Source organism: Acidaminobacter hydrogenoformans DSM 2784 (genome assembly GCF_900103005.1).
Classification (GTDB): Bacteria; Bacillota; Clostridia; order Peptostreptococcales; family Acidaminobacteraceae; genus Acidaminobacter; species Acidaminobacter hydrogenoformans.
In genome coordinates, this window is record NZ_FMWL01000008.1 from 89,403 (window position 1) to 111,880 (window position 22,478).

14 protein-coding genes are annotated in these 22,478 nt (G+C 50.3%); 2 read left to right on the forward strand and 12 right to left on the reverse strand.

Going from position 1 to position 22,478, the window contains the following annotated elements; genetic code table 11:
* Positions 1-154 precede the first annotated feature (154 nt).
* The 5 genes from BLP63_RS09340 to tdh all read right to left on the reverse strand — a co-directional run bounded on the left by BLP63_RS09340 (position 155) and on the right by tdh (position 11,427).
* Positions 155-1,627, reverse strand: a complete 1,473-nt coding sequence (locus tag BLP63_RS09340; protein WP_092590838.1) for a glutamate synthase subunit beta — start codon at positions 1,625-1,627, stop codon at positions 155-157.
* 12 nt (positions 1,628-1,639) lie between these two features.
* On the reverse strand, positions 1,640-6,262 hold the full coding sequence (gltB, locus tag BLP63_RS09345; RefSeq protein WP_330387128.1) for a glutamate synthase large subunit: 4,623 nt from the start codon (positions 6,260-6,262) through the stop codon (positions 1,640-1,642).
* A gap of 860 nt (positions 6,263-7,122) precedes the next feature.
* Positions 7,123-8,349, reverse strand: a complete 1,227-nt coding sequence (locus BLP63_RS09350) for a M20 metallopeptidase family protein (RefSeq protein ID WP_242870862.1) — start codon at positions 8,347-8,349, stop codon at positions 7,123-7,125.
* 351 nt (positions 8,350-8,700) lie between these two features.
* Positions 8,701-10,233, reverse strand: a complete 1,533-nt coding sequence (gene hutH / locus BLP63_RS09355) for a histidine ammonia-lyase (protein ID WP_092590840.1) — start codon at positions 10,231-10,233, stop codon at positions 8,701-8,703.
* Between the two features lie 168 nt (positions 10,234-10,401).
* The gene (gene tdh / locus BLP63_RS09360) at positions 10,402-11,427 is read right to left on the reverse strand and encodes an L-threonine 3-dehydrogenase (RefSeq protein ID WP_092590842.1); all 1,026 of its coding nucleotides are present in this window, start codon (positions 11,425-11,427) and stop codon (positions 10,402-10,404) included.
* Positions 11,428-11,966: 539 nt separating this feature from the next.
* Between tdh and BLP63_RS09365 the strand changes: the two genes are divergently transcribed.
* Together BLP63_RS09365 and BLP63_RS09370 are read left to right on the forward strand one after the other, a co-directional pair.
* Positions 11,967-13,874, forward strand: a complete 1,908-nt coding sequence (locus BLP63_RS09365) for a peptidoglycan-binding domain-containing protein (RefSeq protein ID WP_207646447.1) — start codon at positions 11,967-11,969, stop codon at positions 13,872-13,874.
* Positions 13,875-14,116: 242 nt separating this feature from the next.
* Positions 14,117-14,695, forward strand: a complete 579-nt coding sequence (locus tag BLP63_RS09370) for an RraA family protein (protein WP_092590844.1) — start codon at positions 14,117-14,119, stop codon at positions 14,693-14,695.
* Between the two features lie 78 nt (positions 14,696-14,773).
* Here the strand turns inward: BLP63_RS09370 and BLP63_RS09375 are convergent, their stop codons facing one another.
* The 7 genes from BLP63_RS09375 to madL all read right to left on the reverse strand — a co-directional run bounded on the left by BLP63_RS09375 (position 14,774) and on the right by madL (position 22,442).
* On the reverse strand, positions 14,774-15,295 hold the full coding sequence (locus BLP63_RS09375; protein WP_092590846.1) for a GNAT family N-acetyltransferase: 522 nt from the start codon (positions 15,293-15,295) through the stop codon (positions 14,774-14,776).
* A gap of 216 nt (positions 15,296-15,511) precedes the next feature.
* On the reverse strand, positions 15,512-16,012 hold the full coding sequence (locus tag BLP63_RS09380) for a UPF0158 family protein (protein WP_092590848.1): 501 nt from the start codon (positions 16,010-16,012) through the stop codon (positions 15,512-15,514).
* A gap of 23 nt (positions 16,013-16,035) precedes the next feature.
* Positions 16,036-17,631: a leucine-rich repeat domain-containing protein gene (locus BLP63_RS09385; RefSeq protein ID WP_092590850.1), complete on the reverse strand. Its 1,596-nt coding sequence runs from the start codon at positions 17,629-17,631 to the stop codon at positions 16,036-16,038.
* 4 nt (positions 17,632-17,635) lie between these two features.
* Entirely contained in the window at positions 17,636-19,192 is a 1,557-nt protein-coding gene (locus tag BLP63_RS09390) for an ATP-binding protein (protein ID WP_092590852.1), read from the reverse strand.
* Between the two features lie 263 nt (positions 19,193-19,455).
* Entirely contained in the window at positions 19,456-20,931 is a 1,476-nt protein-coding gene (locus tag BLP63_RS09395) for a vWA domain-containing protein (protein WP_242870863.1), read from the reverse strand.
* Between the two features lie 317 nt (positions 20,932-21,248).
* A complete protein-coding gene (gene madM, locus BLP63_RS09400) occupies positions 21,249-22,007 on the reverse strand; it encodes a malonate transporter subunit MadM (protein ID WP_092590854.1) in 759 nt (252 codons plus the stop codon).
* Positions 22,008-22,019: 12 nt separating this feature from the next.
* Positions 22,020-22,442, reverse strand: coding sequence for a malonate transporter subunit MadL (gene madL / locus BLP63_RS09405; protein WP_092590856.1), 423 nt, complete (start codon positions 22,440-22,442; stop codon positions 22,020-22,022).
* Between the last annotated feature and the right edge of the window lie 36 nt (positions 22,443-22,478).

Below are 22,478 nucleotides of genomic sequence, written 5' to 3' on the forward strand. Positions count from 1 at the left end.
CCAAATTAGTCAAGTATTGTAACACCTGAGAGTATGGCATGTCACCACCTCGCCTGCGCCACATTTTCATCTTTTTTATGCCGATGGTCACGAATTTCACACTAAAAATCATGTGCTGATGGATGAGACCATCGGCAAACGCACTTTTGTTTATTTACAAATTGCTGGAGCCCATCAAGTAGCGATCAACCTCCGCTGCAGCGCGGCGGCCTTCACTGATAGCCCAAACCACCAGGGACTGTCCCCGCCGCATGTCTCCTGCTGCAAAAACGCCGTCCACATTGGTGGCAAACGTGTCTTCACCGGTTTTAACGTTACTGCGGTGATCCCGGACAACGCCCAGCTGGCCAAGCAGCTGGTCCTCAGGCCCAAGGAAGCCCATGGCAAGAAGCACCAGATCAGCTTTCCAGACCGCTTCGCTGCCAGTAACTTCACGGGGCACAGCCCTGCCCTGATCATCCCGGATCCATTCGACCGCAACCGCGTGAACCTCTTTAACGTTTCCATGTTCATCACCAGTAAATTTTTTAGCCGTCGTGTTGTAGCTGCGGGGATCAGCCCCATAAAGCGCTATAGCTTCTTCCTGTCCGTAATCCGTCTTGAGCACTCTGGGAAACTGCGGCCACGGGTTCTCAGGCATACGCTCCAGCGGCGGCTTTGGCATGATCTCAAGCTGCGCGACACTGGCGCATCCGTGACGAATCGCAGTGCCCACGCAGTCCGTTCCAGTATCCCCGCCACCAACGACAATCACATGCTTGCCTTGTGCACTTATGGCCGCAGGTTCACCCGTCAGTACACTTTTTGTATTTGCCGCCAGAAAATCAATCGCGAAATGAACCCCCTTCAGCGCCCTGTTCTCAACGACGAGATCACGAGGTTTGGTCGCGCCGCCACAAAGGACGACAGCACTAAATTCCGCCTTTAGCTTACCTGCAGAATAATCTTTTCCAACCTCGCAGCCCGTAACAAAGGTGACGCCTTCCGCAGCCATCAAGTCCACGCGCCGCTGTACAACACGCTTATCCAGCTTCATATTTGGAATGCCATACATCAGCAGTCCGCCAATCCTGTCTGAGCGTTCAAAGAGGGTGACACTGTGGCCGGCTTGATTGAGCTGGTCAGCCGCAGCAAGCCCCGCAGGTCCCGACCCCACCACCGCGACTTTAAAGCCCGTCCGCTTTACAGGCGGGTTTGGCAGGCTCCAGCCTGACGCATGCGCTTGATCCGCAATAGCACATTCAATAGTTTTGATGGCCACTGGCTCTATAGCAAGCCCGGCTGTACAGGCCCCTTCACAAGGAGACGGACACACCCGTCCAGTAAATTCAGGAAAATTATTCGTCTTCCTCAAGCGCGACCAGGCAGCTTTCCACAACCCGCGATACACCAGCTCATTCCATTCCGGCATTAAATTATGCAGTGGGCAGCCAGAAACCATCCCCGCAATCATGATGCCAGAGTTACAAAATGGGACACCACAATCCATGCACCTTGCGCCCTGACGCTTCAACGCGTCGTCAGGCAAATTAAAATGAAACTCTTCCCAATCTTTGATGCGCTCCAGCGGTTCCCGGTCCGCGGGCTGCTGACGCGCGTAATCTATGAATCCAGTCGGTTTGCCCATGGTTGACCCTCCTTAATGCTTACCGTTTTGCGCATGACTGTCCCTGTTCTTTTCAAACGCCGCCATAACCGCGTCTTCTCCGGATAAACCGTTGGCTGTCGCAAGCCCAATAGCCTCCTGCATGCGCTTATAGTCCACCGGTATGACTTTGACTATTTGCTTTTTTACATTTTCCCACGCCTCAACCACTTGGCTGCCTACGCGGCTGCCTGTGTAAGCCACATGCTTTTCGATCATGTGCTTTACCGCTTGACTTTCCTCCTCTGTTTCAAGGGCTTCAATCAAGACCATCTCCTGATTGACGCAGCTTTTGAAAGCGCCGTCCCGATCCCAAACATAAGCGATGCCTCCAGACATTCCGGCCGCAAAATTGCGTCCCGTCTTCCCAAGAACGACCACTCTGCCGCCCGTCATATACTCACAGCCGTGGTCTCCGACACCCTCGACCACTGCTTTGACACCAGAATTGCGCACACAAAACCGTTCGCCTGCGATCCCGCTGATGTAAGCCTCTCCAGCTGTACCGCCGTAAAGATTCACATTGCCGGTAATAATATTGTTTTCAGAGTCATAGGTTGCTTTTGAGGGCGGATAGACAATGAGTTTTCCGCCTGATAACCCCTTGCCAAAGTAATCATTCGCATCACCCTCAAGCATCATGGTCATCCCCCGCGGAACAAAAGCACCAAAGCTTTGTCCTGCCGAGCCTTCAAACTTTAACGTAATCGTGTCCTCAGCAAGTCCCTCTTCGCCATAACGGCGTGTGACCTCACTGCCAAGCATGGTTCCGACGACACGGTCAGTATTTCGTACTTTCAGCTTCGCCTCAACGCGTTCCCCGCGTTCCAGCGCACGGCGGCTCATTGGAATGAGCTCCCTGGCATCCAGGGATTTTTCCAGGCCATGGTCTTGCTTTCTTGTACAGTAGCGGTCTACAGTCACCGGAACGTCCGGTTTGAAAAGAAGCGGGGCTAGATCCACGTGTTTTGACTTCCAGTGCTTGACCGCCTCATTGACCTCCAGGTACTCCGTCCTTCCCACCATTTCATCAATGGTTCTGAAACCCAGTTCTGCCATGTGTTCTCTCATTTCCTGGGCTATAAACCTCATGAAATTGACGACGTATTCCGGCTTTCCAGAAAATTTCTTTCGAAGCTCAGGATTTTGGGTCGCGACGCCCGTTGGGCAAGTATCCAAATTACAGACCCGCATCATGACGCAGCCTATGACAACCAGCGGACCTGTGGCAAAGGTAAACTCCTCCGCCCCAAGCATTGCCGCAATAACGACATCACGACCCGTCAGAAGCTTACCGTCTGTTTCTATAACAATCCTGTCTCTCAGTCGGTTTAGCAATAAAGTTTGATGGGCTTCTGCAACCCCCAATTCCCAAGGCAGTCCGGCATGGCGGATGCTGGTCTTGGGCGAAGCGCCCGTACCGCCATCATAACCTGATATGACGACGACATCCGCATGACCTTTGGCAACACCTGCCGCTATTGTGCCAACGCCAACCTCTGACACGAGTTTGACATTAATCCTGGCCCTTGGGTTGGCATTCTTTAAGTCGTGGATCAACTCCGCCAAGTCTTCTATGGAGTAGATGTCATGGTGCGGCGGCGGCGAAATCAACCCCACGCCAGCGGTCGTCCTGCGCGCTTTTGCAATCCAAGGGAAAACTTTTCCACCCGGAAGCTGACCGCCCTCACCAGGCTTGGCGCCTTGCGCCATTTTGATTTGGAGCTCATCTGCATTGACCAGATAATGACTGTTGACGCCAAATCGCCCTGATGCCACCTGCTTTGTCGCGCTTCGTTTCCAGTCACCATTAGCCTCTTTGATAAATCGCGCCGGATCCTCTCCACCCTCACCCGTATTACTTTTCCCGCCAATACGATTCATAGCGATCGCAAGGGTCTCATGTGCTTCCTGGCTGATGGATCCAAAGGACATCGCGCCCGTTTTAAAACGTTTTAAAATTGACTCGACCGGCTCGACTTCCTCAATTGGGATAGGATTTTGATTTTTAAACTTAAGCAGGCCACGAATGGTTTTTAGCTTCTGTGTCTGATTATCAGTCGCCTCCGTAAAATGTTTAAACATCCTGTAATCCCCAAGTCGGCAAGATGATTGAAGGGTTGTGATGGATTCAGGATTGTAAAGGTGCTCTTCCCCTCCAGAACGCCACTGACTCACCGAACCGCTGTCGAGGGTCAGATCGCGGCCCGGTTGATCATTGAAAGCTCTCCAATGACGCATTTCGACCTCTTTTGCGATTTCCTCGAGACCAATACCGCCAATCCTGGAAGGTGTTCCTGTGAAATAACGGTCAACAACCTCCTGGTTGATCCCGACACATTCAAAAATTTGAGCGCCGCGATACCCTTGAATCGTTGAAATACCCATTTTAGACAATATTTTTACAACACCCTTTGTTATGCCCTTATTGTAGTTATAGATTGCCTCAAGTGGGGTGAGATCTTCGAGCAGCCCCTCCTGAATCATAGCCTCAAGGGTTTCATACACAAAATAAGGATTTACCGCACTGACGCCATAACCGAGCAGGGCCGCAAAATGATGTACCTCCCTTGGCTCAGCCGACTCGAGCAACAGGGTAGATTGCAGGCGAGTGCCTTTTTTGATCAGATGATGATGCAGACAGGACACAGCAAGAAGGGACGGAATAGGCGCTTTAGACTTGCTGACGCCTCGATCGGATAAGATCAGAACGTTGGCGCCCGCGGCGATCGCGCGATCCGCACGTTCACAAAGACCGTCCAGCGCGAGCTTGAGTCCGAGACTGCCTTCGTTGATGCCAAAGACAATCGGCAGGGTTTCTGATTTGAAGCCTTCACGCCGGATGTACCGAAGTTTGGCAAGCTCTTCATTCGTGATCACAGGCATGTCGACGCGGATCTGCCGGCAGCTGTCCGGTTCAGGTTTCAGCAAATTCTTTTCTGGTCCTATGGTTGTACTGATTGCCGTCACCAGTTCCTCGCGAATAGAATCAATGGGTGGGTTGGTAACCTGCGCAAAGAGTTGTTTGAAATAATTGTAGAGGAGCTGCGGCTTGTCCGAGAGGACGGCGAGGGGGGCATCATAACCCATTGAGCTTACAGGATCTTCACCCGCTTTCGCCAGGGGTTCAATAATTTTCATGATCTCTTCATAGGTGTAGCCAAAGGCGTGCTGGCGCTGCAGTACAGTTTCAAAGCATGTCCCCGGAATTTCAGGCGCTTCTTCCAGATCTTCGAGGTTCATCATGTGTGTCTTAAGCCATTCCTGATAAGGATATTCACTGGCCATCTCGCGTTTCAAAGACGCATCGCTGACAATCCTCCCCTCCAGCGTATCCACCAGGAGCATGCGTCCAGGACGAATCCGCTCCTTCAGCACGATGTCCTCTGGCGCAAGCTCGATCACGCCCACCTCAGAAGACATGACGATGAGATCATCCTTGGTCACGTAATATCTCGCTGGCCTAAGTCCGTTTCTGTCCAGGGACGCGCCTATGTATCTGCCGTCAGAGAAGACAACCGCCGCCGGCCCGTCCCAAGGCTCCATCATGAAGCTGTGATACTGGTAGAACGCTTTTTTATCAGGGCTCATAGTATCATTTTTCTCCCACGGCTCCGGGACCATCATCATCATGGCATGTGGCATGGATCTGCCTGTCAGCGATAAAAACTCGAGACAATTGTCAAACATGGCAGAATCTGTGCCATTCATATCAATCACTGGCATAACCTTGGCCAAATCTTCTCCGAATAGCTCTGTATCGCACATGGCTTGTCTGGCGAACATCCAATTGACATTGCCGCGGACCGTATTAATTTCGCCGTTATGAATCATATAGCGGTTGGGGTGGGCACGTTCCCAGGATGGAAAGGTGTTGGTGCTGTAACGGGAATGAACCAGCGCAAGCGCCGTCTCCATAACCGGGTCCTTCAGTTCGAGAAAATACTTGTCGACCTGAAATGGCGTCAGCATGCCTTTGTAAACAATAGTCCTTGAGGAGAGACTCGAGAAATAGAAGCTGTCGACCCCCGGCATACCGGAGTGGCGAATGGCATTTTCAGCCGCCTTTCGAACAATGTAAAGCTTGCGCTCGACGGCTTGGTCGTCGCCATTTGCCAGCTTTTGCTTGGTCCCCGCATCCGCCTCAATGAAGATCTGCCGGATATACGGCTCAACCGCTTTGGCCCCATTGCCTAAAAGGGTATTGTCCGTTGGAACCGTTCGCCAGCCAAGGAGGGTCAGACCCTCTTCAGAAATAAGTCTCTCCAGAACGCGCTCGCAGGCCTGACGACGTTCAGGGTCCCGAGGGAGAAAGAGCATGCCCACACCATATTGTCCCATTTCCGGCAACTGAATATTCATAGCCGAACATTCCTGAACCATAAACGCGTGTGGGATTTGCATCAAGATCCCGGCACCGTCACCGGTATTTTGCTCCGCACCCTGACCACCCCGGTGATCGAGATTGATCAGGGCTGTCAGTGCCTGACGGATAATGTCGTTGGACTTGACCCCTTTAATGTTGGCAATAAAACCAATACCACAGGCGTCGTGTTCAAACCGAGGGTCATAGAGACCCTGTCTGGAGGGTAAACCGTTGATTCTCATTTCACTCATTTCATTCTCTCCTTTCCAAGATCTCCGTTTTGTTGGCTTGCTTTGCGGAACCAGCCTTCACAGATCATAGTTCATCTTTCGCCTGAACAAAATGACAGATTGTTATGCGCTTCTTTCATTTTGTATCAAATCTTATACATGCTTCCCCAACGCGTCGGTAAAATTAATTTGGATCTCTTTGATGGGATTTCTTTTGGAAATCTCATGCTGGAATGTATATTTAAAAATATAATGCTGCTATTCTATACCGAGTCTCAAGATAATACAATGACTTAATTTCAATAATATTAGTATGATTGTATACACTTTTTTTAGAAAATCGAATACTGCTCAGACTATAATTGTGTACATTTTACAAATCTCCAAGTTTTTCATTGATCTATGCCCATAATTTTCATGTGTGTGATAAGCGGAATCTTATACAGAGGTTGCATTCTTATTCTCTTGTATAAATAAAAAAACACGGATGACCCTCCAGCGGATCATCCGTGTTTATAAAATCTGCGCATACTTCAGCAGCTATTCATCTTAAGCCGATTGCGCAATTTTCTGACAATTGATGCGTCACCAAAACAATTTCTTGTCAACAGGCTCAGCATTGCTTTTTTTGACTGTTTTCGTTAAAACAGGTGTGCCAAAGTTTCTCAATGTATCAATTTATAAAATAATACACGAACAATTTTACGTATTTTCATTAATAAAATTCGCACATATCTAAGATGTGTTTCCGACCTGCATTCAAATAACGTTTTTGAGTCATAAAAGCATTTTTTTTGAATCCTTATTTCTTTTTTTGAAGCCAACTTATAGTGAGATAGGCTTGTTTCTTCCAATATTTTTTGGGGATCAAGACTTCCATTTTACGCCCCATTCACTTCCAGCCAAGTCATTGCGCAGTTCGCATAAATCGCCGCGCCTGTCGCGAACACCGTCTCATCCAAGACCATGTTTGGATTGTGCATTGGGTAAGCACCCGGCTTCCCCGCGCCTAACATAATGAAAAATCCCGGCACAAGCTCACTGACATAGCTGAAGTCCTCGGACCCCGGCAGAGGCTTCGCCACTTCAACCACCTGATCCGCCCCTGCGACTTCCTTGATCGCCGGCAAAAGGGCCTCGACAAAGGCCGCGTCGTTATAAGTTGACGGCGTCGCGAACTTTGACAGCTCATAATCACCGCGCCATGCTTTGACGTAATGGTCAATCATTTCCGGTATCCGGCTCACAATGTGGTCTCTGGCCTGGCGGTTAAAAGACCTTACCCCGACCTGAAGCTCCGCCGTATCCGGAATGATGTTCGCCACCGAACCTCCGGACGCCTTGCCCGCTGTCAGGATCACCGTCTCCTGTGGATCAGCCTCCCGGCCAGGCAGCAAATTCAGCGCCGTGTAAAGCTGCGTCATGATAATATTCGGATCGACGGCCTTATGGGGCATGGAGCTGTGACCGCCCTTACCCTTGATCTTCAGCATAAACGTGTCCATGGCCGCTGACGCGATCCCCTTCACATACTGCACCTCACCCGACTCTATGTCCGACATGACATGGATCGCAAGCGCGGCATCCACTTTGGGATTCTCCATGAGACCTGCGTCAATCATCAGCTTCGAGCCATAGCCCAGCTCCTCACCTGGCTGGAACATCAGCTTCACCGTACCCTTCAGCTCCGACTCACGGGCTTTGAGGATCCTGGCCGCTCCGAGCAGCATGGCCGCGTGACTGTCGTGACCGCAGGTATGGGCGAAATTGTTTCTCGAAGCGAAGTCCAGCCCGGACGTCTCCATCATGGGCAGCGCGTCCATGTCCCCTCTAAGCAGTATACATGGTGCCCCTTTGCCTATAGTCGCAACCACTCCCGTACAAGCCGCCATATCCGGAAAACCTGCCGACCTGAATTTGGTGCGGATCTCCGGATCAACCGGCCCACCGCAGTCCTGAGGCTCAATGCCCATCTCTAAAAGCTGCGCTTTGATATACGCCGCCGTCTCCGGCAAATCAAATCCCAGCTCCGGATTTTGATGCAATACTCTCCGGTTTTCAATAATTTTGTCTTCTGTCGCTTTGGCAGCCGCCATAATTTCATTCATCTTTTTTGCCTCCTATTCATTCCGGTCCATTCGCTCTTATTATGTTGCCCAAACTAATTCTCATTATAATATAAGCAAATTGCATGCCATAACTCATATTAAACTGAATTTTTCGAATCCTGTTGATCAGTCTGGCTAACACAGTAATATTAAGCGCTGCAAGCTTCCTATTACAGAATGGAAAAAACAAAGCTGGAAATCCAAATATTATTTCGTTCTGTTTAAGTAAAAGGATTTTTACAAAAGCTGCTTTTTTTGACGCAGAATTATGGTTAGTGCCGGAAGGATAGAGTGTAACTTTAATAGAAAAGGGAGCACAGCGCCCAGCGCCGTGCTCCCTATATTAATAAATTAACCGAGCTTCAACTCACCAATAACCGCTTCAACCGCTTTGACAATCTCCCCGTCACGCACAAGCGCTTCGCCCTTTCGAAGATCAATGTACATCTCACGATCCTCTACCCACTTTGGAACAGAGCCGCGAACGATCTCAAATGCTGCCGCAGTGCCTTTGCCAAGCTTTTCAGGATCCTTGAACTCAATGCCCTGAGCAGCCGCAAGCAGCTCTACCGCGAGGACGTGAATAGTATTGGTAAGGATATCCCTTGCTTTTCTGGCTGCGATTGTCCCCATGCTGACGTGATCTTCCTGGTTGGCAGAAGACGGAATGGAATCAACACTTGCAGGATGCGCCAGCACCTTATTTTCAGAAACCAGTGCCGCAGCGCTGTACTGAGCAATCATAAAGCCGGAATGCAGGCCACCGTTTGGTGTCAGGAACGCCGGCAGGCCGCTGAGCTGAGGGTTGACCAGTCTTTCGATTCTGCGCTCACAAGCATTTGCCATTTCTGCGATCGCAATCCCAAGGAAATCGAAGGCAAGCGCCACTGGCTGCCCATGGAAATTGCCGCCGGAAATCGCTGCGTCATCATCCGGGAAAATGATAGGGTTGTCAGTCACTGAGTTGATTTCAATTTCTACTCTCTCTTTGACAAAGCGGATGGCATCCTTGCTTGCGCCGTGAATTTGCGGGACGCAGCGCAGGGAGTAAGCATCCTGAACACGCATTTCGCCTTGGCGCGTCGTCAAACCGCTGTCGCTCAAAATTCTGAGGAGATTGGACGCCGTATCCATTTGTCCCTGATGCGGGCGCACTGCGTGAAGGCGTGGATCAAACGCATCCGTTATGCCGTTTAAGGCTTCCATAGTCATGGCTGCGCTGATATCTGCAAGCTTTAACGCATTGATGGCATCATATACCGTAATGCAGCCTACTGCCGTCATAACTTGAGTGCCGTTGATGAGAGCAAGCCCTTCTTTTGAGGTCAGCTCGACGACCGGAATCCCCGCTCTTGACATAGCTTCTGCGCCGGAGAGCTGTTCGCCCTTGTAAAGCGCTTCACCCAAACCCAACATGACAAGAACCATGTGCGACAGAGGCGCGAGGTCTCCACTGGCGCCAAGGGAGCCCTTCTCTGGAATCAAAGGCGTAACGCCTTTATTGATCATATCGACCAGTGTCATGACTGTAGAAAGACGAATACCGGAAAATCCTTTGGAAAGCGCGTTGACACGAAGAAGCATAATGGCTCTTGAAATCTCTTCGCTGAGGAAAGGACCCACACCACATGCATGGCTGATGATCAGGTTGCGCTGAAGCTCCTTGGTCTCCTCTTTGGAGATCGCTATGTCAGAAAACTTTCCGAAACCTGTTGTGATCCCGTAAACGTTCCGTTTTTCTTCGACGAATCTATCTACAATCTCTCTTGAACGTGTAATCGCAGCTTGTGCAGCGGCCTCAATTTCAACTTCATAACCGTAACGCGCTACCTGGACAACCTGCTCGATCGTCAACTGATTTCCATTGATGTTGATTCTTGACATAATATTCTCTCCTTTGGTCTGGACCTGAAGTTCAGTTTGTAGTTGCTTTACCGCGCCAAAGCTGTTAAAAAAGCTTCGCCCGTGCAGCTTTCTGTTTTGAAGTATACGGGCGAAGCGTCAATAATACGTCAAATTTGCAGAGACGTTAAAAAAATATTGCAGTATTTCCTAATCCCAGTTAAGGACGACTTTTCCTGTATTGCCTGACATCATCAGCTCGAATGCTTTTTCATACTCGGTATAGCGGAACTGATGGGTAATGATTGGGGAGAGGTCAAGGCCAGACTGGAGAAGCGCCGTCATCTTGTACCACGTCTCATACATTTCGCGGCCATAGATGCCTTTGATTGTGAGACCATTGAAGACAACTGTGTTCCAGTCCACAGAGGTTCCTGGCTGCTGAATGCCCAGCATAGCGATCTTGCCGCCGTGGCACATATTCTTGATCATGCTGTTCAGAGCAGATGCGTTGCCTGACATTTCGAGGCCTACGTCGAAGCCTTCCTTCATTTTCAACTCTTTCATGACCTCTTCAATGCTGGTCTTTGAAATATTGACTGCGCGTGTCGCGCCCATTTTCATTGCCAAGTCAAGTCTGTACTCGTTCACGTCTGTAATGACGACATTGCGAGCGCCGGCATGCTTCGCGACCGCTACCGCCATGATGCCAATTGGACCGGCACCTGTCACCAGCACATCCTCGCCAAGCAGGTCAAAGCTGAGGGCCGTATGAACAGCATTACCGAACGGATCAAAGCTGGATAGGATCTCGAGGGGAATTTCAGGATCGCAGTGCCAAACGTTCGTTACAGGGATTGAGAGATATTCCGCGAAAGCGCCTGGTCGGTTGACCCCTACACCACTTGTATTCATACAGAGGTGACGTCTGCCAGCGAGACAGTTCCTGCAGCGTCCGCAAACCAAGTGTCCTTCACCGGAAACAATTTCACCAATGTAGACATCATGGACGTTTTCGCCAAAGCCAACGACTTCGCCTACAAACTCGTGACCAATATGCATTGGAACTGGAATCGTCTTTTGGGACCAATCATCCCACTGATAAATGTGAACGTCCGTACCGCAGATTGAAGTCTTCTTGATCTTGATCAGGACGTCATTCTTGCCAACCTCCGGCATTTCCACGTCCTCCAGCCAAAGGCCAGGTTTGGCGTACTTTTTAACTAAAGCTTTCATAATTTTCAATCCCCTTTGATTATTTTCTGCTTTAATTCTATCTTATCTTGCCGTTACATACAATTCAGGATTCTATATTAAAAACATAATATTTTCAATAGAGTCGGCTAAAAAAAAATTGTCAAGCTTCAGACGTTATGTAAACACACCACCCCCTGAAATTTGGACCAGAAAGCGATGCTCGAATTCATGAATTTGAGATAGGTCATCTTGAATATTATTGCATATTTTTTTGACCACACGTTTCAAATTTACCTTAAAAAACGGTATTAATACTCATTTTTTTATCATCCCACCTTGAACAGCACAGTGCATTCTGTTGAACTTTTTAGATGTTATTTATTGGAATTAATGTTTATTAATGTTTTGACAATATTGTTTATGGAGAAGTTTGAGCGTAATCATATACGTGGTGGAAGCTTTTGAATATAATATGAGTATGTGAAAAATAAAACGCATCGTTACAAAAGGGTGACAGCGACCCAACAGTCCAGCATCCAGGATATGCGTTCTTTCACAAAAAAATTAAGGGGGACACTATGATTAGACACAAGAAGCTCATTGCACTCACCATGGCTGCAGCGGTTTCAGTGACCATGCTTCCTGCCGTGACGTCTACAGGCGTTTTTGCCGCGGACACCACAACAGGCGCATCTAACTGGACACCGAGTCCGGCTCCAGCTCCAGCTCCGGCTCCAGCTCCAGCTCCAAAGCCTGCACCAGCCCCAAGTCCGACTCCAGCCCCAAGCCAGCCTTCTACATCTGCACCCGTGGAAACCTCAGTCACCGGAATCTTCAGACTGCTCATGGAAGGCTCATTTGGCGAAGATGTCAAGCTCCTCCAAACTATGCTGAACAACATCAGTTATAAGCTTTCTGTCGACGGGATCTTTGGAAAATTGACTGCTGCGGCTGTCAGAGAATTCCAGGGTGTCAACGGTCTGGCAGCAGATGGCATTGTCGGTCCGAAAACACTTGGCAAGCTGGCACCAGCTGCACCTGCCGAGGCTGAAAAGACTGTTGGACCGGCAGTGGATACAATTGCCACGGCTTCAATCGTCGACAACAACGCAGACTTTGAGAAGGCTATTGGCACAGAGGGCTTCTGGCTTGCAGCTACCCTTAAGGACCTGACCTTCACAGCGCCTTTAGTCCTCGACGGCAACTTCGTCAATGACGACGGCAAGGAAGCCCGCAAGATCGCGCTTTACACCCAAGATGAAAACCGCAACGTCATTGACAATTTTACCCTGACCGCGCCTAAGCTCACGATTCAGAGTCCAAGCGGCCGCCTCCAGAATGGCGGCTTCGTCGGTGATCTCTACGTCAATGCAGCGAAGTTTGAGATCCGCGGCACAAAGGTCATCGGCAATGTCTATGTCTCTGAAGCCGGCTTCAAACTTACCAATGCCAAAGTTGAAGGCAACGTCTTCTACACAACTCAAGCTGCTAAAGATGGCGCTGTGATCGATGCCAAGAGCACCGTTTCAGGCGATATCGCCCTGATGCAGCCAGATGTCGTTACAACGGCTTCCCTCGTTGACAATGCTGACGCCATGATGGCCGGTCTTAAAGCTGACGGCAAATGGATCGTCGCTGCGATCCGTGACATCACGACAGACAAAGAAGTCGTCATCAACGGCACCTTCACAGATGGCAAAAAAGACGCTGAGGGCAATGATGTCATCCGCAGAAAGCTCGCTTTCTACAGCCAGGACGACAAGCGCAACATCACCCGCGTCTTCACGCTGACTGCTCCAAAAGTCTGGGTCAACAGCCCGAACACTGTCTTCCAGGGCGGCATCTTTAACGGTGATGTTTACGTCAACGCTAAAGGCTTCAACCTTGTTAAACAGACAGTCAACGGCAATATCTACTTTATGACGCAAGAAGCAAAGGATACCTTCAAGACTGACGCGGTCAGCAAAGTCAACGGTGAAAAAGTCCTGATCCAGGTTGACGCCGTTACAAACGCTTCCCTCGTCGACAATGTTGCTGACCTTGAAAAAGGCATCAGCACTGAAGGTACTTGGATCGTTTCCCTCTCCAGAGACCTTGCAGTCAATAAGGCACTGGTTATGGACGGCGACTTCGAAAACACCAAAACACCGCCTGCAGTTGCAAGAAAGCTCGCGCTCTACAGCCAGGACGCTGATCACAACATCACGAGAAACTTCACGCTGATGGCTCAGCGCATCACGGTCAAGAGCCCGAATGCACGCATTCAGGGCGGCATCTTCGACGGCAACGTTTACGCTAAGGGAGAAAACTTCCAGCTCGTCAAGACAACTGTGGTTGGCAACGTTTACGTCAGCACGCCAAACTTTAAAATGACAAGCTCAAAGATTGACGGCAACCTGATCTTCATGAACGCTGAAGCTGCTGCATCCTTCACCAAGGATGAAACAAGCAGCATCACGGGCTCAACGTCTACGGTTGCTCAGTAATCAAAGAGAATAACCTTATATTAATAAAAAGGGAAAAGGAGAGGCTATTGGCTCCTTTTCCCTTTTTATTTACCCTCTGTTTAAATTGTGCGGTAAAACCGGGTTGCCACAGTCCTCATTAACTCATAATTGACTTCCGCAGCCTCTTCTTTCCAGCGCTTGGGTTGACACCCCAACAAAAAACCAGTATATTTTATAATATCTTCGAAATCCACTAACTGAGAGATATGAGGTTATAAACAATGACAACAAAGGAAATGCTGGGTAAATTCTCCACAGCCGAGTTGGCGGATGCCATGCGCGGCGAAAATGTCATGGATGTCGAAATCCGACCCATCCACTTCAACATGAAAATGGCCGGTCCCGCGTTCACCATCCACTTGCCCTTTGAAAACGGCAAAAAGACTATGGATGCTGTGCTTGAAGCGCCGCAGGGCAGTGTGATAGTCATATCTACAAGTCACACCAAGCACCGGGCCGTCTGGGGCGATGTCCGCACCACCATGGCCCTGAGGCAGGGCGTCAGTGGTGTCGTTGTAGACGGACCCATCCGGGACGTCAACCGCATCACCGAAATGGGGCTCCCCGTTTTTTACAGATATATCTCCCCCGCCTCCTATCACGACAGTGAGCTTGGAGAGATCCAGGTTCCTGTGGAATGCGGCGGTCTCAACATCCGTCCTGGCGACTACATTGCCGGCGACGAAAACGGCGTCGTCGTTATTCCCGCAGAGCAGCTTGAAACAGTATACGCTGCTGCTGAGCGAAAATGGGAAGCGGATCACCAGCTTAAAGCACAAATTGTGGCGGAAGCCAGATAAGCAAAAGGAAGTCGACACCAATTTGGTTTACAAACCCTATTGGCATCGACTTCCTTGATTATTTTTATTGAGAAAACTTCACCAGCTGCCACCGACAGCATATTGCGACTGTGTGTTCTCGTAATGCTTACAAAGGAGCGCTCGAGTGTAGCCTCTCGGCGCATCCGAAGAGACGATCACAAAACCTTTGCTATAGTAAAAGCGAATCAGCGAAAGCAGACACGCAGCAGTGTGCAGGATCAAACGGTCAAAGCCATTATCCTCCATGTAATCGTCTACAGCTGCCATCAGCCTGTCCCCAATCTTTTTGCCCTTAAAGACATTAAGCACTCCAAAACGGCTGAAATAGACGCTGCCATCCGCCATGACCTCAAGCCTGACGCTGCCTGCCACAACACCCTCCACTTCAGCGACGAGGATGATCTTTTCTTCCAGCTGCTTTTCAATATCCGCACAGGTCTCCTCAAGTGCCTGAACAGACCCCGGCGACGAGATCCCCACCTTCATGGCATAGAAGGAAAAAGCCTCCTGCATGATTTGACGGATCGCTGGCACGTCTTCTTTAGTTGCTGGTCTCACCATAACAGGCTTCTTAGCCATAAGGCACCTCCCTGACAGATTTTTCTGAGAATAGTTATTTAATCATTAATTATGTATAATATTACACTATTTTCTGAAAGTTTTCAAGGACAAAATGCAAGTTGAATAGATTTTTTTGCATAAAAACAAGTCGGCCGATTGTGATTCAACCACCACAAACCGCCGACTTTCCTGATTTTTTGTCAATTCACTTTACCTGTCCCTCACCGGACCCGACTATTCATACGGCACCTTATTCTTCTCACACCACTGGACCGCAAATTTCACAGTCTCGGCACTTTGATAAGCAAACCATTCCTGCTCAATCTCAAGCCTGAGCAGTGTTTCCCTGAAACGTCCGAAGGCCCCTTTGCCTTGGATGGCGCTAAGGAGCGCTTCCCTGGCCTGACCTGATTTGACTTGATGGCAGAACGTTTCCATCATGTCATATTTCTCAGTTGAGGTCATTTTGGGGAGAAGCTTATATCGCACAGGATTGCCAACAATATTTATGGCAAATTGGATTGCCTCACGTTCATACTCAGAAAAAGAAGACAGATCTTTGACCTTCTCCGAGGTATTCGAAGGCCCCTCCTTCGCTTTAACGATCTGATCCGCGAGGCGCTTTTCCACATCGCTGACCATAATGACTTCACCAGTTTCCATATCCAGGTACCTGTCCAATTCGTCAAAACTCATTTCCAGCTCGCTGGCGAGCGCCTCAATGTCAACTTTCATCCTGCTCACTCCTCAAAATCAGTCTATAACGCATACTTGTCTTCCTCGAAGCTTGAGTGCTCAAATTTATATTGCAGCAGCAGTGCCATTAACTCCGCATGTTTCCCCGTATTCGCCAGCTCAATCATTTGATCGATATTATCCGAATGGATCACCCCATGCTCAATTAACTGAAGGAGTGCCTGCGTGTCATGACGCTTTATAAAGTGCCAGACACTTTTTTTAAGATTATTTCGGAGGTAGAGATGGTAAATTTCATAGTTATCAGGACTGAGCGCAATAGAATATACCATGCGCTTGAGCGCGAGATCGTACTTTTCATCCATAATGTCGACGACGTTAAACAATCTGACATAAGCGGCATAATCAAGCCGAATCTCAGTTTCATCCGATTCAATACAAGCCTCAAGCTCCAGTCTCCGTGACGCTGGAACCTTGGCCCATACTGAGACAAAGGGAAAAAGAACACGTTCGGGATCCTCTATGTGACAGCGTACAACCTCATGGAGATTTGATCCGTTAAAAACCTTCAGACCAAGATGCAGTTTTAGCTCAGGGCACTTCTTGAAAGTATCTTCCCTAACCCGAGGCAGAACGTCTCTAAAATAGACGCCTTTTAGCCGGCTGCAATTCTCAAAGGCAAAGTCGCCAAGTGACTGGACGGTTTCCGGTATGACGACTTTTTCCAAGTGGGCACAGTCACTGAAAGCCCGGTCATGAATGTGCGTCACCCCATAAGGGATTTCATACTCAGAAACCCCTGAGGCCATAGGGAACCGAATGAGTTTGCTTTGGGCACGGTCCATCAAAACGCCTTTTTTTGATTCGTAGACTAAGTTGGCTTCAGAAACCTCAATGCGTTTGAGTGCACTGCACCTATGAAAGGCATTTGACCCAATGCGTTGAACCTTGGCAGGAATGCGTATGGTCTCGAGACCCTCACATCCCTTAAAGGCCCATTCGCCAATGTCCTCGAGACGCTCTGGCAGGGTCAGTCCCTCGAGTGCGCTGCAACCGGAAAAAGCCCATTCGCCAATTTTTGTGATGCCTTCTGGCAGGTCAAGATGGGAAAGGGACTTGCAGCCGCTCAGCATGTGGTCCGAGATGCCCTCGAGACTTTGGGGCAGTGTGAGGGTTTGAAGGGCTTCGCAGTCGGAAAATGACCATCGGCCAATGCTTTTGACGCTTTCTGGAATTTCGACTTCCTTTAGCTTCAGGCACATTTTGAAGGTGCAGTGGCTGATCTCCTGGAGGCCCGCCGGCAGCGAGACGCTGTGCAAATTGATGCAGCCCCAGAACGCGCTTTCGCCAAGGTACTTGAGGGTGGCGGGCAAGGCCATGGCGGAGAGGTTGTAGCAGGCGTAAAAGGCGTTGTTGCCTATGCGCTCCAGACCCTCAGGGAGCTTAATACTTCCAAGGCGCTCACAGCGATCGAAGGACCAGCTGCGAATTTCCGTCACCGTAGAGGGCAGCTCGACGCTGAGCAGGTCTTTATGATTGGCAAAGGCGTACTCATCTATGATGCGAATGCCCTCCGGGACCACGACGTGGGGCTCGTGGCCCTTGTAGCGGATTAAAAGGCCCTGGGCCAGATCCACGTGAAAGCCGGCGTTTTCCATGGGTTCACCTCCCGATGTCCGCGTCAAGGGCTTCGATGCGCTGCACAATGTCCTGCTGACGTTCGTAGAACAGGAGCGCCTTGTTGTGTTTAAAATAAGCGTCGCAGCCAAATTGGCCTATGAATCTGGCGCTGTGGCAATTGGCGGTGAGTTCCGTGACGAGGATCAAAATCTCGTTTCCGGCGCCGTAGGCTTCGTCCACAAATGCGAACATGTGGTCGAGATTGCTCTGGACCTCGGTGACCCTGGCTTTGAGTCCAGACACATCCTGATCGAAACCGGCTTTGATGGCTGCAAATTCATCCTCTGGACTGCGGGCCCCCTCAAGCGCGACTCTTGCTTTGTAGCTCTCAAGGGCCTGGATGATTTTGAGGTGGATCGCTTTGCGCTCCTGGGAGACAGCGCCTGTCATCTTTTCTTTATAGATGGCCTGATGTTGGCTCTGTATGACGGCTTCCACCAGTTTGGCCGCTTTTCCCTGAGCCCGGGTAACCGCTGAAGCAGTGGTGCCGAGGGTTCCAAGAAGCTGGTGCTTTATGTCTTTCAGAAGCTTGACCAACTCCGATACCACCATTTCTGCCTGCACCGCATCCCGCATCTCCACCGTCACGGCGTCTATGAGGAGTCCAAGCAGTGACAGGCGCTCGTCAAACCGCGCGGCGGCCGCCCGTTCCAGAAGGGTTTCAGAAGCGGTGCCCTCAAGGATTTCGCGGATTTGATAGTCAGATTTGTATTTGTTGTAAAGGTCGTAGTAGACGGCGAAGTCCTTGGCAATCTTGTCGTTTTGGAGGTACTGGATGATCAGGTTTTCGTCTACAGGGATGCCTGCGCCCTCATAGAGCTGGATCATCTTGGAGAGATCCTCCCAGCCCCTGGCGGTGACGAAGGCTTTGCCGTCTATCGTCGTTTCGACGGAGTAAAAGTTGTGATTTTTCAGCTCCAGGTAGGAGAGGATGGCGCCGTGAACCTGTTGCTGGTAGGCGTATTCCTTCCAGACTTTAAGGTTGGGCTCGACGTCAATTTTTTTGATCCGGTCCATGGTGACAATGTCGAATTCCCGGACGGATTTGTTGTATTCCGGGGGATTTCCGGCGGTGACGATGATCCAGCCATCGGGCACCTTATGTCTTCCAAAGATCTTGAACTGAAGAAATTGAAGCATAGCCGGGGCCAATGTCTCAGAGACGCAGTTGAGCTCATCCAGAAAGAGGATCCCCTCGCGAACGCCAGAGGCCTCCATGGTGTCGTAAATGCTGGCTATGATCTCACTCATGGTGTACTCGGAGACGTCAACCTCCACACCGCCGTAGGTCTTGCGGGAAATGAAGGGCAGCCCCAGGGCGCTCTGGCGGGTGTGGTGGGTCATGGAATAGGACACGAGGCCAAGGTTCAGCTCCTGGGCGACCTGCTCCATGATGGCGGTCTTGCCTATTCCTGGAACGCCATAGAGAAAAATGGGGCGCTGCTTTTCAATGGGAATTTTGTAGTCATCGAACTCATCTTTGGAAAGATAGGCGAAGACCGCATTTTTGACCTGGGTCTTGGCGTCTTTTATGTTCATGGGGGTCACTCCTTGTACTGGAGATGCGTTGTTGGTGGGGGACAGGGACTTCTGGTGGGGGACAGGGACTTCTGGTGCGGGACAGGGACGCGTGGTGCGGGACAGGGACGCGTGGTGGGGGACAGGGACAAACCAAAAAATTGCTCGAATTGGTGGAAGGGCATGGCGCCGAGGTAGTCCTTAGTCCGATTGTCTGGGCTATGGTCAGCTGTCCGACGCATAACCTTGGGCCCCGCTTTTGGGAGACGCCCCCTTTTTTTCGCTTATGTCGCGAAGGACTCCGGCGGCAGCACCAGCTTGATGGCCCAAGGTGGGACGTCGACTTGACTGGTAATTTCATCCCCCAAAAAGACGAAGGCGGTATCATAAACAGGACGCCGCTTGGGATAAGTGCCAAAGCCATCCGTAAAGTAAATCAGGCCCTTCAGGTTCTCAAACTCACCAGCTTCTATAAGCTCATCCACATATCTGAATACCGGACGGAAGTCCGTGCCCCCCTCACCCAGAAGCTCAAGGTCCTTGAGAAACTGGTCAAACTCCACCTGGGAGGTGATCTTGGAATCCTTCTGAAGCCGGTCGTCGCATTGTATTATGTGGAGGTTGATCTTTGAAAAAAAGCTTTCACTCTGCTTGAGAAGATTATAGGTCTTATTCAGGAAAGCCTGCACCACGGAGCCCGAGCAGGAGCCCGAGGTGTCGATGGCGATCACAAATTCCCTGACTCTGCGGGTCTCTTTATATTCCAGCGGCTCAATCAGCGGTACTTTCTCGTAGAGCTTGAGGCCATAAGTATAATAGATGTAATCATATTCATCCTCATTGACCTGCATTTCCTCTCCCAGCACCGCGAAGCGCCTCAGAAAGGCGTTGTAGTCATAGGTTTCCCTATGCAGCGCGTTCAGATTGTGGGTCAGGCTGCTCGGCTGGTCGCCCCAGGCCTTCGAAAAGCTCTCTATGTCCATTTTAATCCTGTCGCTGATTTTTTTCCAGTTGTCATAGGCTTCCTGATGGTCTGACTCTGAGGTTCTTGGCATAGGCATCTTTTTTGGTTGTTCAAGTTCAGAGGATTGTCTGTCGTCATTTTGGGCAGGTTCAGGTCTGGTATCGTTCTCGCCTGGAGCTTGGTCTTTATGCCGCTCACGGTGGCGGTTTTCATCCAGGTCGTCCTCTGAATGGTCCTGACTGTCCTGATCCTTGGGACTCTCCAAATACCAGGTCTGGTGCTGGTCTCTGTGAAACAGGCGCCTTAATACAGCCAGTTCGTCGCGTTCAAGCGCCTGATCTGATAAATGCCTGTAAATGACCTCTGCGGTCATGGTCTTAAGCTCTTTTTTCAGAGCATCAAGGTGCCTTAGCTTGTCCGCTTCATTGGGATCCGGTTTCTTATGTACACCGAGCTCCAGCATCAGGTTCTCAACGGTGATGTCACAGGCGAGGTTCCACCGTTCCCGCTCAATGCCGCTGCCAACAAAGGGGTGGTTGAATACCCAGTGGAGCACACTGTGGAGGTAGTCTCTGGACAGGGTTTCCTGATCCTTCATATAGGTATTCAGCACATAACCTGTGTTGTAATAGAAATGCGCGCCGTCTGAGGCGATCCCTTCCATCTCAAAGGGCATAGGTACCAACTGACACAACGCCATATCCATAAATCTAAGCGAAACCATGAGGGAATCCCGGGTCAGCTTCATGATTTCCGCTGATAAGCGCGCCGCCTCAATGGATGAATAGTCCGGCATTTTAATCCCTCCGTTTCAGGCTTGGGACTTTTTGTTTGCTCATAGTGTTTGTTTCCTTATACTGACGGTAACACGCCGCCAAAAAGATGTAAAGTATTTCGCGGGGGTTTTTGGTGAGGGACAGGGACACGTGGTGTGGGACTGGGACACATGGCGTGGGACTGGGCCGCGTGGTCCGGCCCTGTCCCCCGCCACGCGTCCCTGTCCCCTACCAAACTATGCTGGGTGGCCGACCTCTTTATAGCAAAGAAATCCCCGCATCCGTGAAGCGGACGCGGGGATTTCTACCTTTTCAGTCGTTAGACTCACTTATTTTATCAAGCCATTAATGCACGTACAATCATGAATCCAACAGAGGGTACCAGCAAGCTTCCGAGACCGGTGTAAAACGTTGCCGTCATGGCGCCATAAGGCACGAGCCTTTCGTCCGTTGCCGCGAGACCGCCGGCGACACCACTTGTCGTGCCAATTAAGCCCCCGTAGACCATGGCTGCTGTGGGAGAATTTAAACCGATCATAGGCGCAATAATTGGGGTTAAAATCATTGCAATGACTGACTTCACGACGCCAGCGGCAATAGAGAGCGCCACCGCGCCCGTGCTCGCGCCAAGGGCAGTGCCCGTCACCGGACCAACGATAAAGGTCACGGCGCCACCACCAATAGTCGTGATGTCCACCGGATCCCTGAATCCAAAGGCCACTGCCACCAGCGCCCCGACCATGAACGAAAACGCCACGCCAATCAGGAGCGCAATGCCGCCCGACAGACCCGCTTTCTTGAGATTCTCAAGCTTGACGCCATAGGCCGTCGAAATAATGGCATAGTCCCTCAGCATCCCGCCGCCGAGAAGCCCAAAGCCCGCAAACAGCCCCACATCAGAAACCCCCTTGGATCCACCTGTGAAGCGTCCGGAGAAATAAGCGAAGGTCAGCGCGACGACAATCGCAATTGCAGACCCCATGCGCTTTTGCCCAATCAAATCAGCGAATTTGTAAGAAACCAGCATAATCAGCGCGACGGATCCAAACGCCGCCACGAGTCCATAAGACGTAAAGAGTTTCGTTATAATTTCCATGTTGACCTCCTGTTAGTTCCCGCTGTCGAATTGCGGCTCGACGCGTTCGTTTTTAGCATTAGCACCAGCTTTTCCATTTTCTTTGTCCAGCTTTGAAATCAAAGGCACCAAAAACATTGCGCCGATAGTCGCGAGTCCGCCCGCCGCAAACGCAACAAAACCTCCGGCAAAGGCCGACACCACATCCTGTATGGCTGCCATTGCTATGACAATCGGGATATAGAGCGCCGCTAAAAGCAGGATTCCATTTTCTGTTTTCTTTGAAAAACCTTTGTTTTTCGACTCCAAATAATTGCTGACCACGACCAGCAGCAGCATCGCGAAGCCTACGCCGCCCACATCCCCCTTGACGCCAAGGACGTCTCCCAGGAACCTGCCAATAAACGAGCCCACGAACATGCAAAAAGCGACAATACCAAGACCAAATATCTCCATAATTTACCCCTTTCTTTTGACGTTTTTACCTGACGT

Coding starts and splice junctions, on each gene's coding strand:
- BLP63_RS09380 (WP_092590848.1), bottom strand. CDS start 16,012: ATGAAAGTTGACATTGAGGCGCTCGCCAGCGAGCTGGAAATGAGTTTT.
- tdh (WP_092590842.1), bottom strand. CDS start 11,427: ATGAAAGCTTTAGTTAAAAAGTACGCCAAACCTGGCCTTTGGCTGGAG.
- madM (WP_092590854.1), bottom strand. CDS start 22,007: ATGGAAATTATAACGAAACTCTTTACGTCTTATGGACTCGTGGCGGCG.
- BLP63_RS09340 (WP_092590838.1), bottom strand. CDS start 1,627: ATGGGCAAACCGACTGGATTCATAGATTACGCGCGTCAGCAGCCCGCG.
- BLP63_RS09350 (WP_242870862.1), bottom strand. CDS start 8,349: ATGAATGAAATTATGGCGGCTGCCAAAGCGACAGAAGACAAAATTATT.
- BLP63_RS09395 (WP_242870863.1), bottom strand. CDS start 20,931: ATGCCGGACTATTCATCCATTGAGGCGGCGCGCTTATCAGCGGAAATC.
- BLP63_RS09385 (WP_092590850.1), bottom strand. CDS start 17,631: ATGGAAAACGCCGGCTTTCACGTGGATCTGGCCCAGGGCCTTTTAATC.
- hutH (WP_092590840.1), bottom strand. CDS start 10,233: ATGTCAAGAATCAACATCAATGGAAATCAGTTGACGATCGAGCAGGTT.
- BLP63_RS09370 (WP_092590844.1), top strand. CDS start 14,117: ATGACAACAAAGGAAATGCTGGGTAAATTCTCCACAGCCGAGTTGGCG.
- madL (WP_092590856.1), bottom strand. CDS start 22,442: ATGGAGATATTTGGTCTTGGTATTGTCGCTTTTTGCATGTTCGTGGGC.
- BLP63_RS09390 (WP_092590852.1), bottom strand. CDS start 19,192: ATGAACATAAAAGACGCCAAGACCCAGGTCAAAAATGCGGTCTTCGCC.
- BLP63_RS09365 (WP_207646447.1), top strand. CDS start 11,967: ATGATTAGACACAAGAAGCTCATTGCACTCACCATGGCTGCAGCGGTT.
- BLP63_RS09375 (WP_092590846.1), bottom strand. CDS start 15,295: ATGGCTAAGAAGCCTGTTATGGTGAGACCAGCAACTAAAGAAGACGTG.
- gltB (WP_330387128.1), bottom strand. CDS start 6,262: ATGAGTGAAATGAGAATCAACGGTTTACCCTCCAGACAGGGTCTCTAT.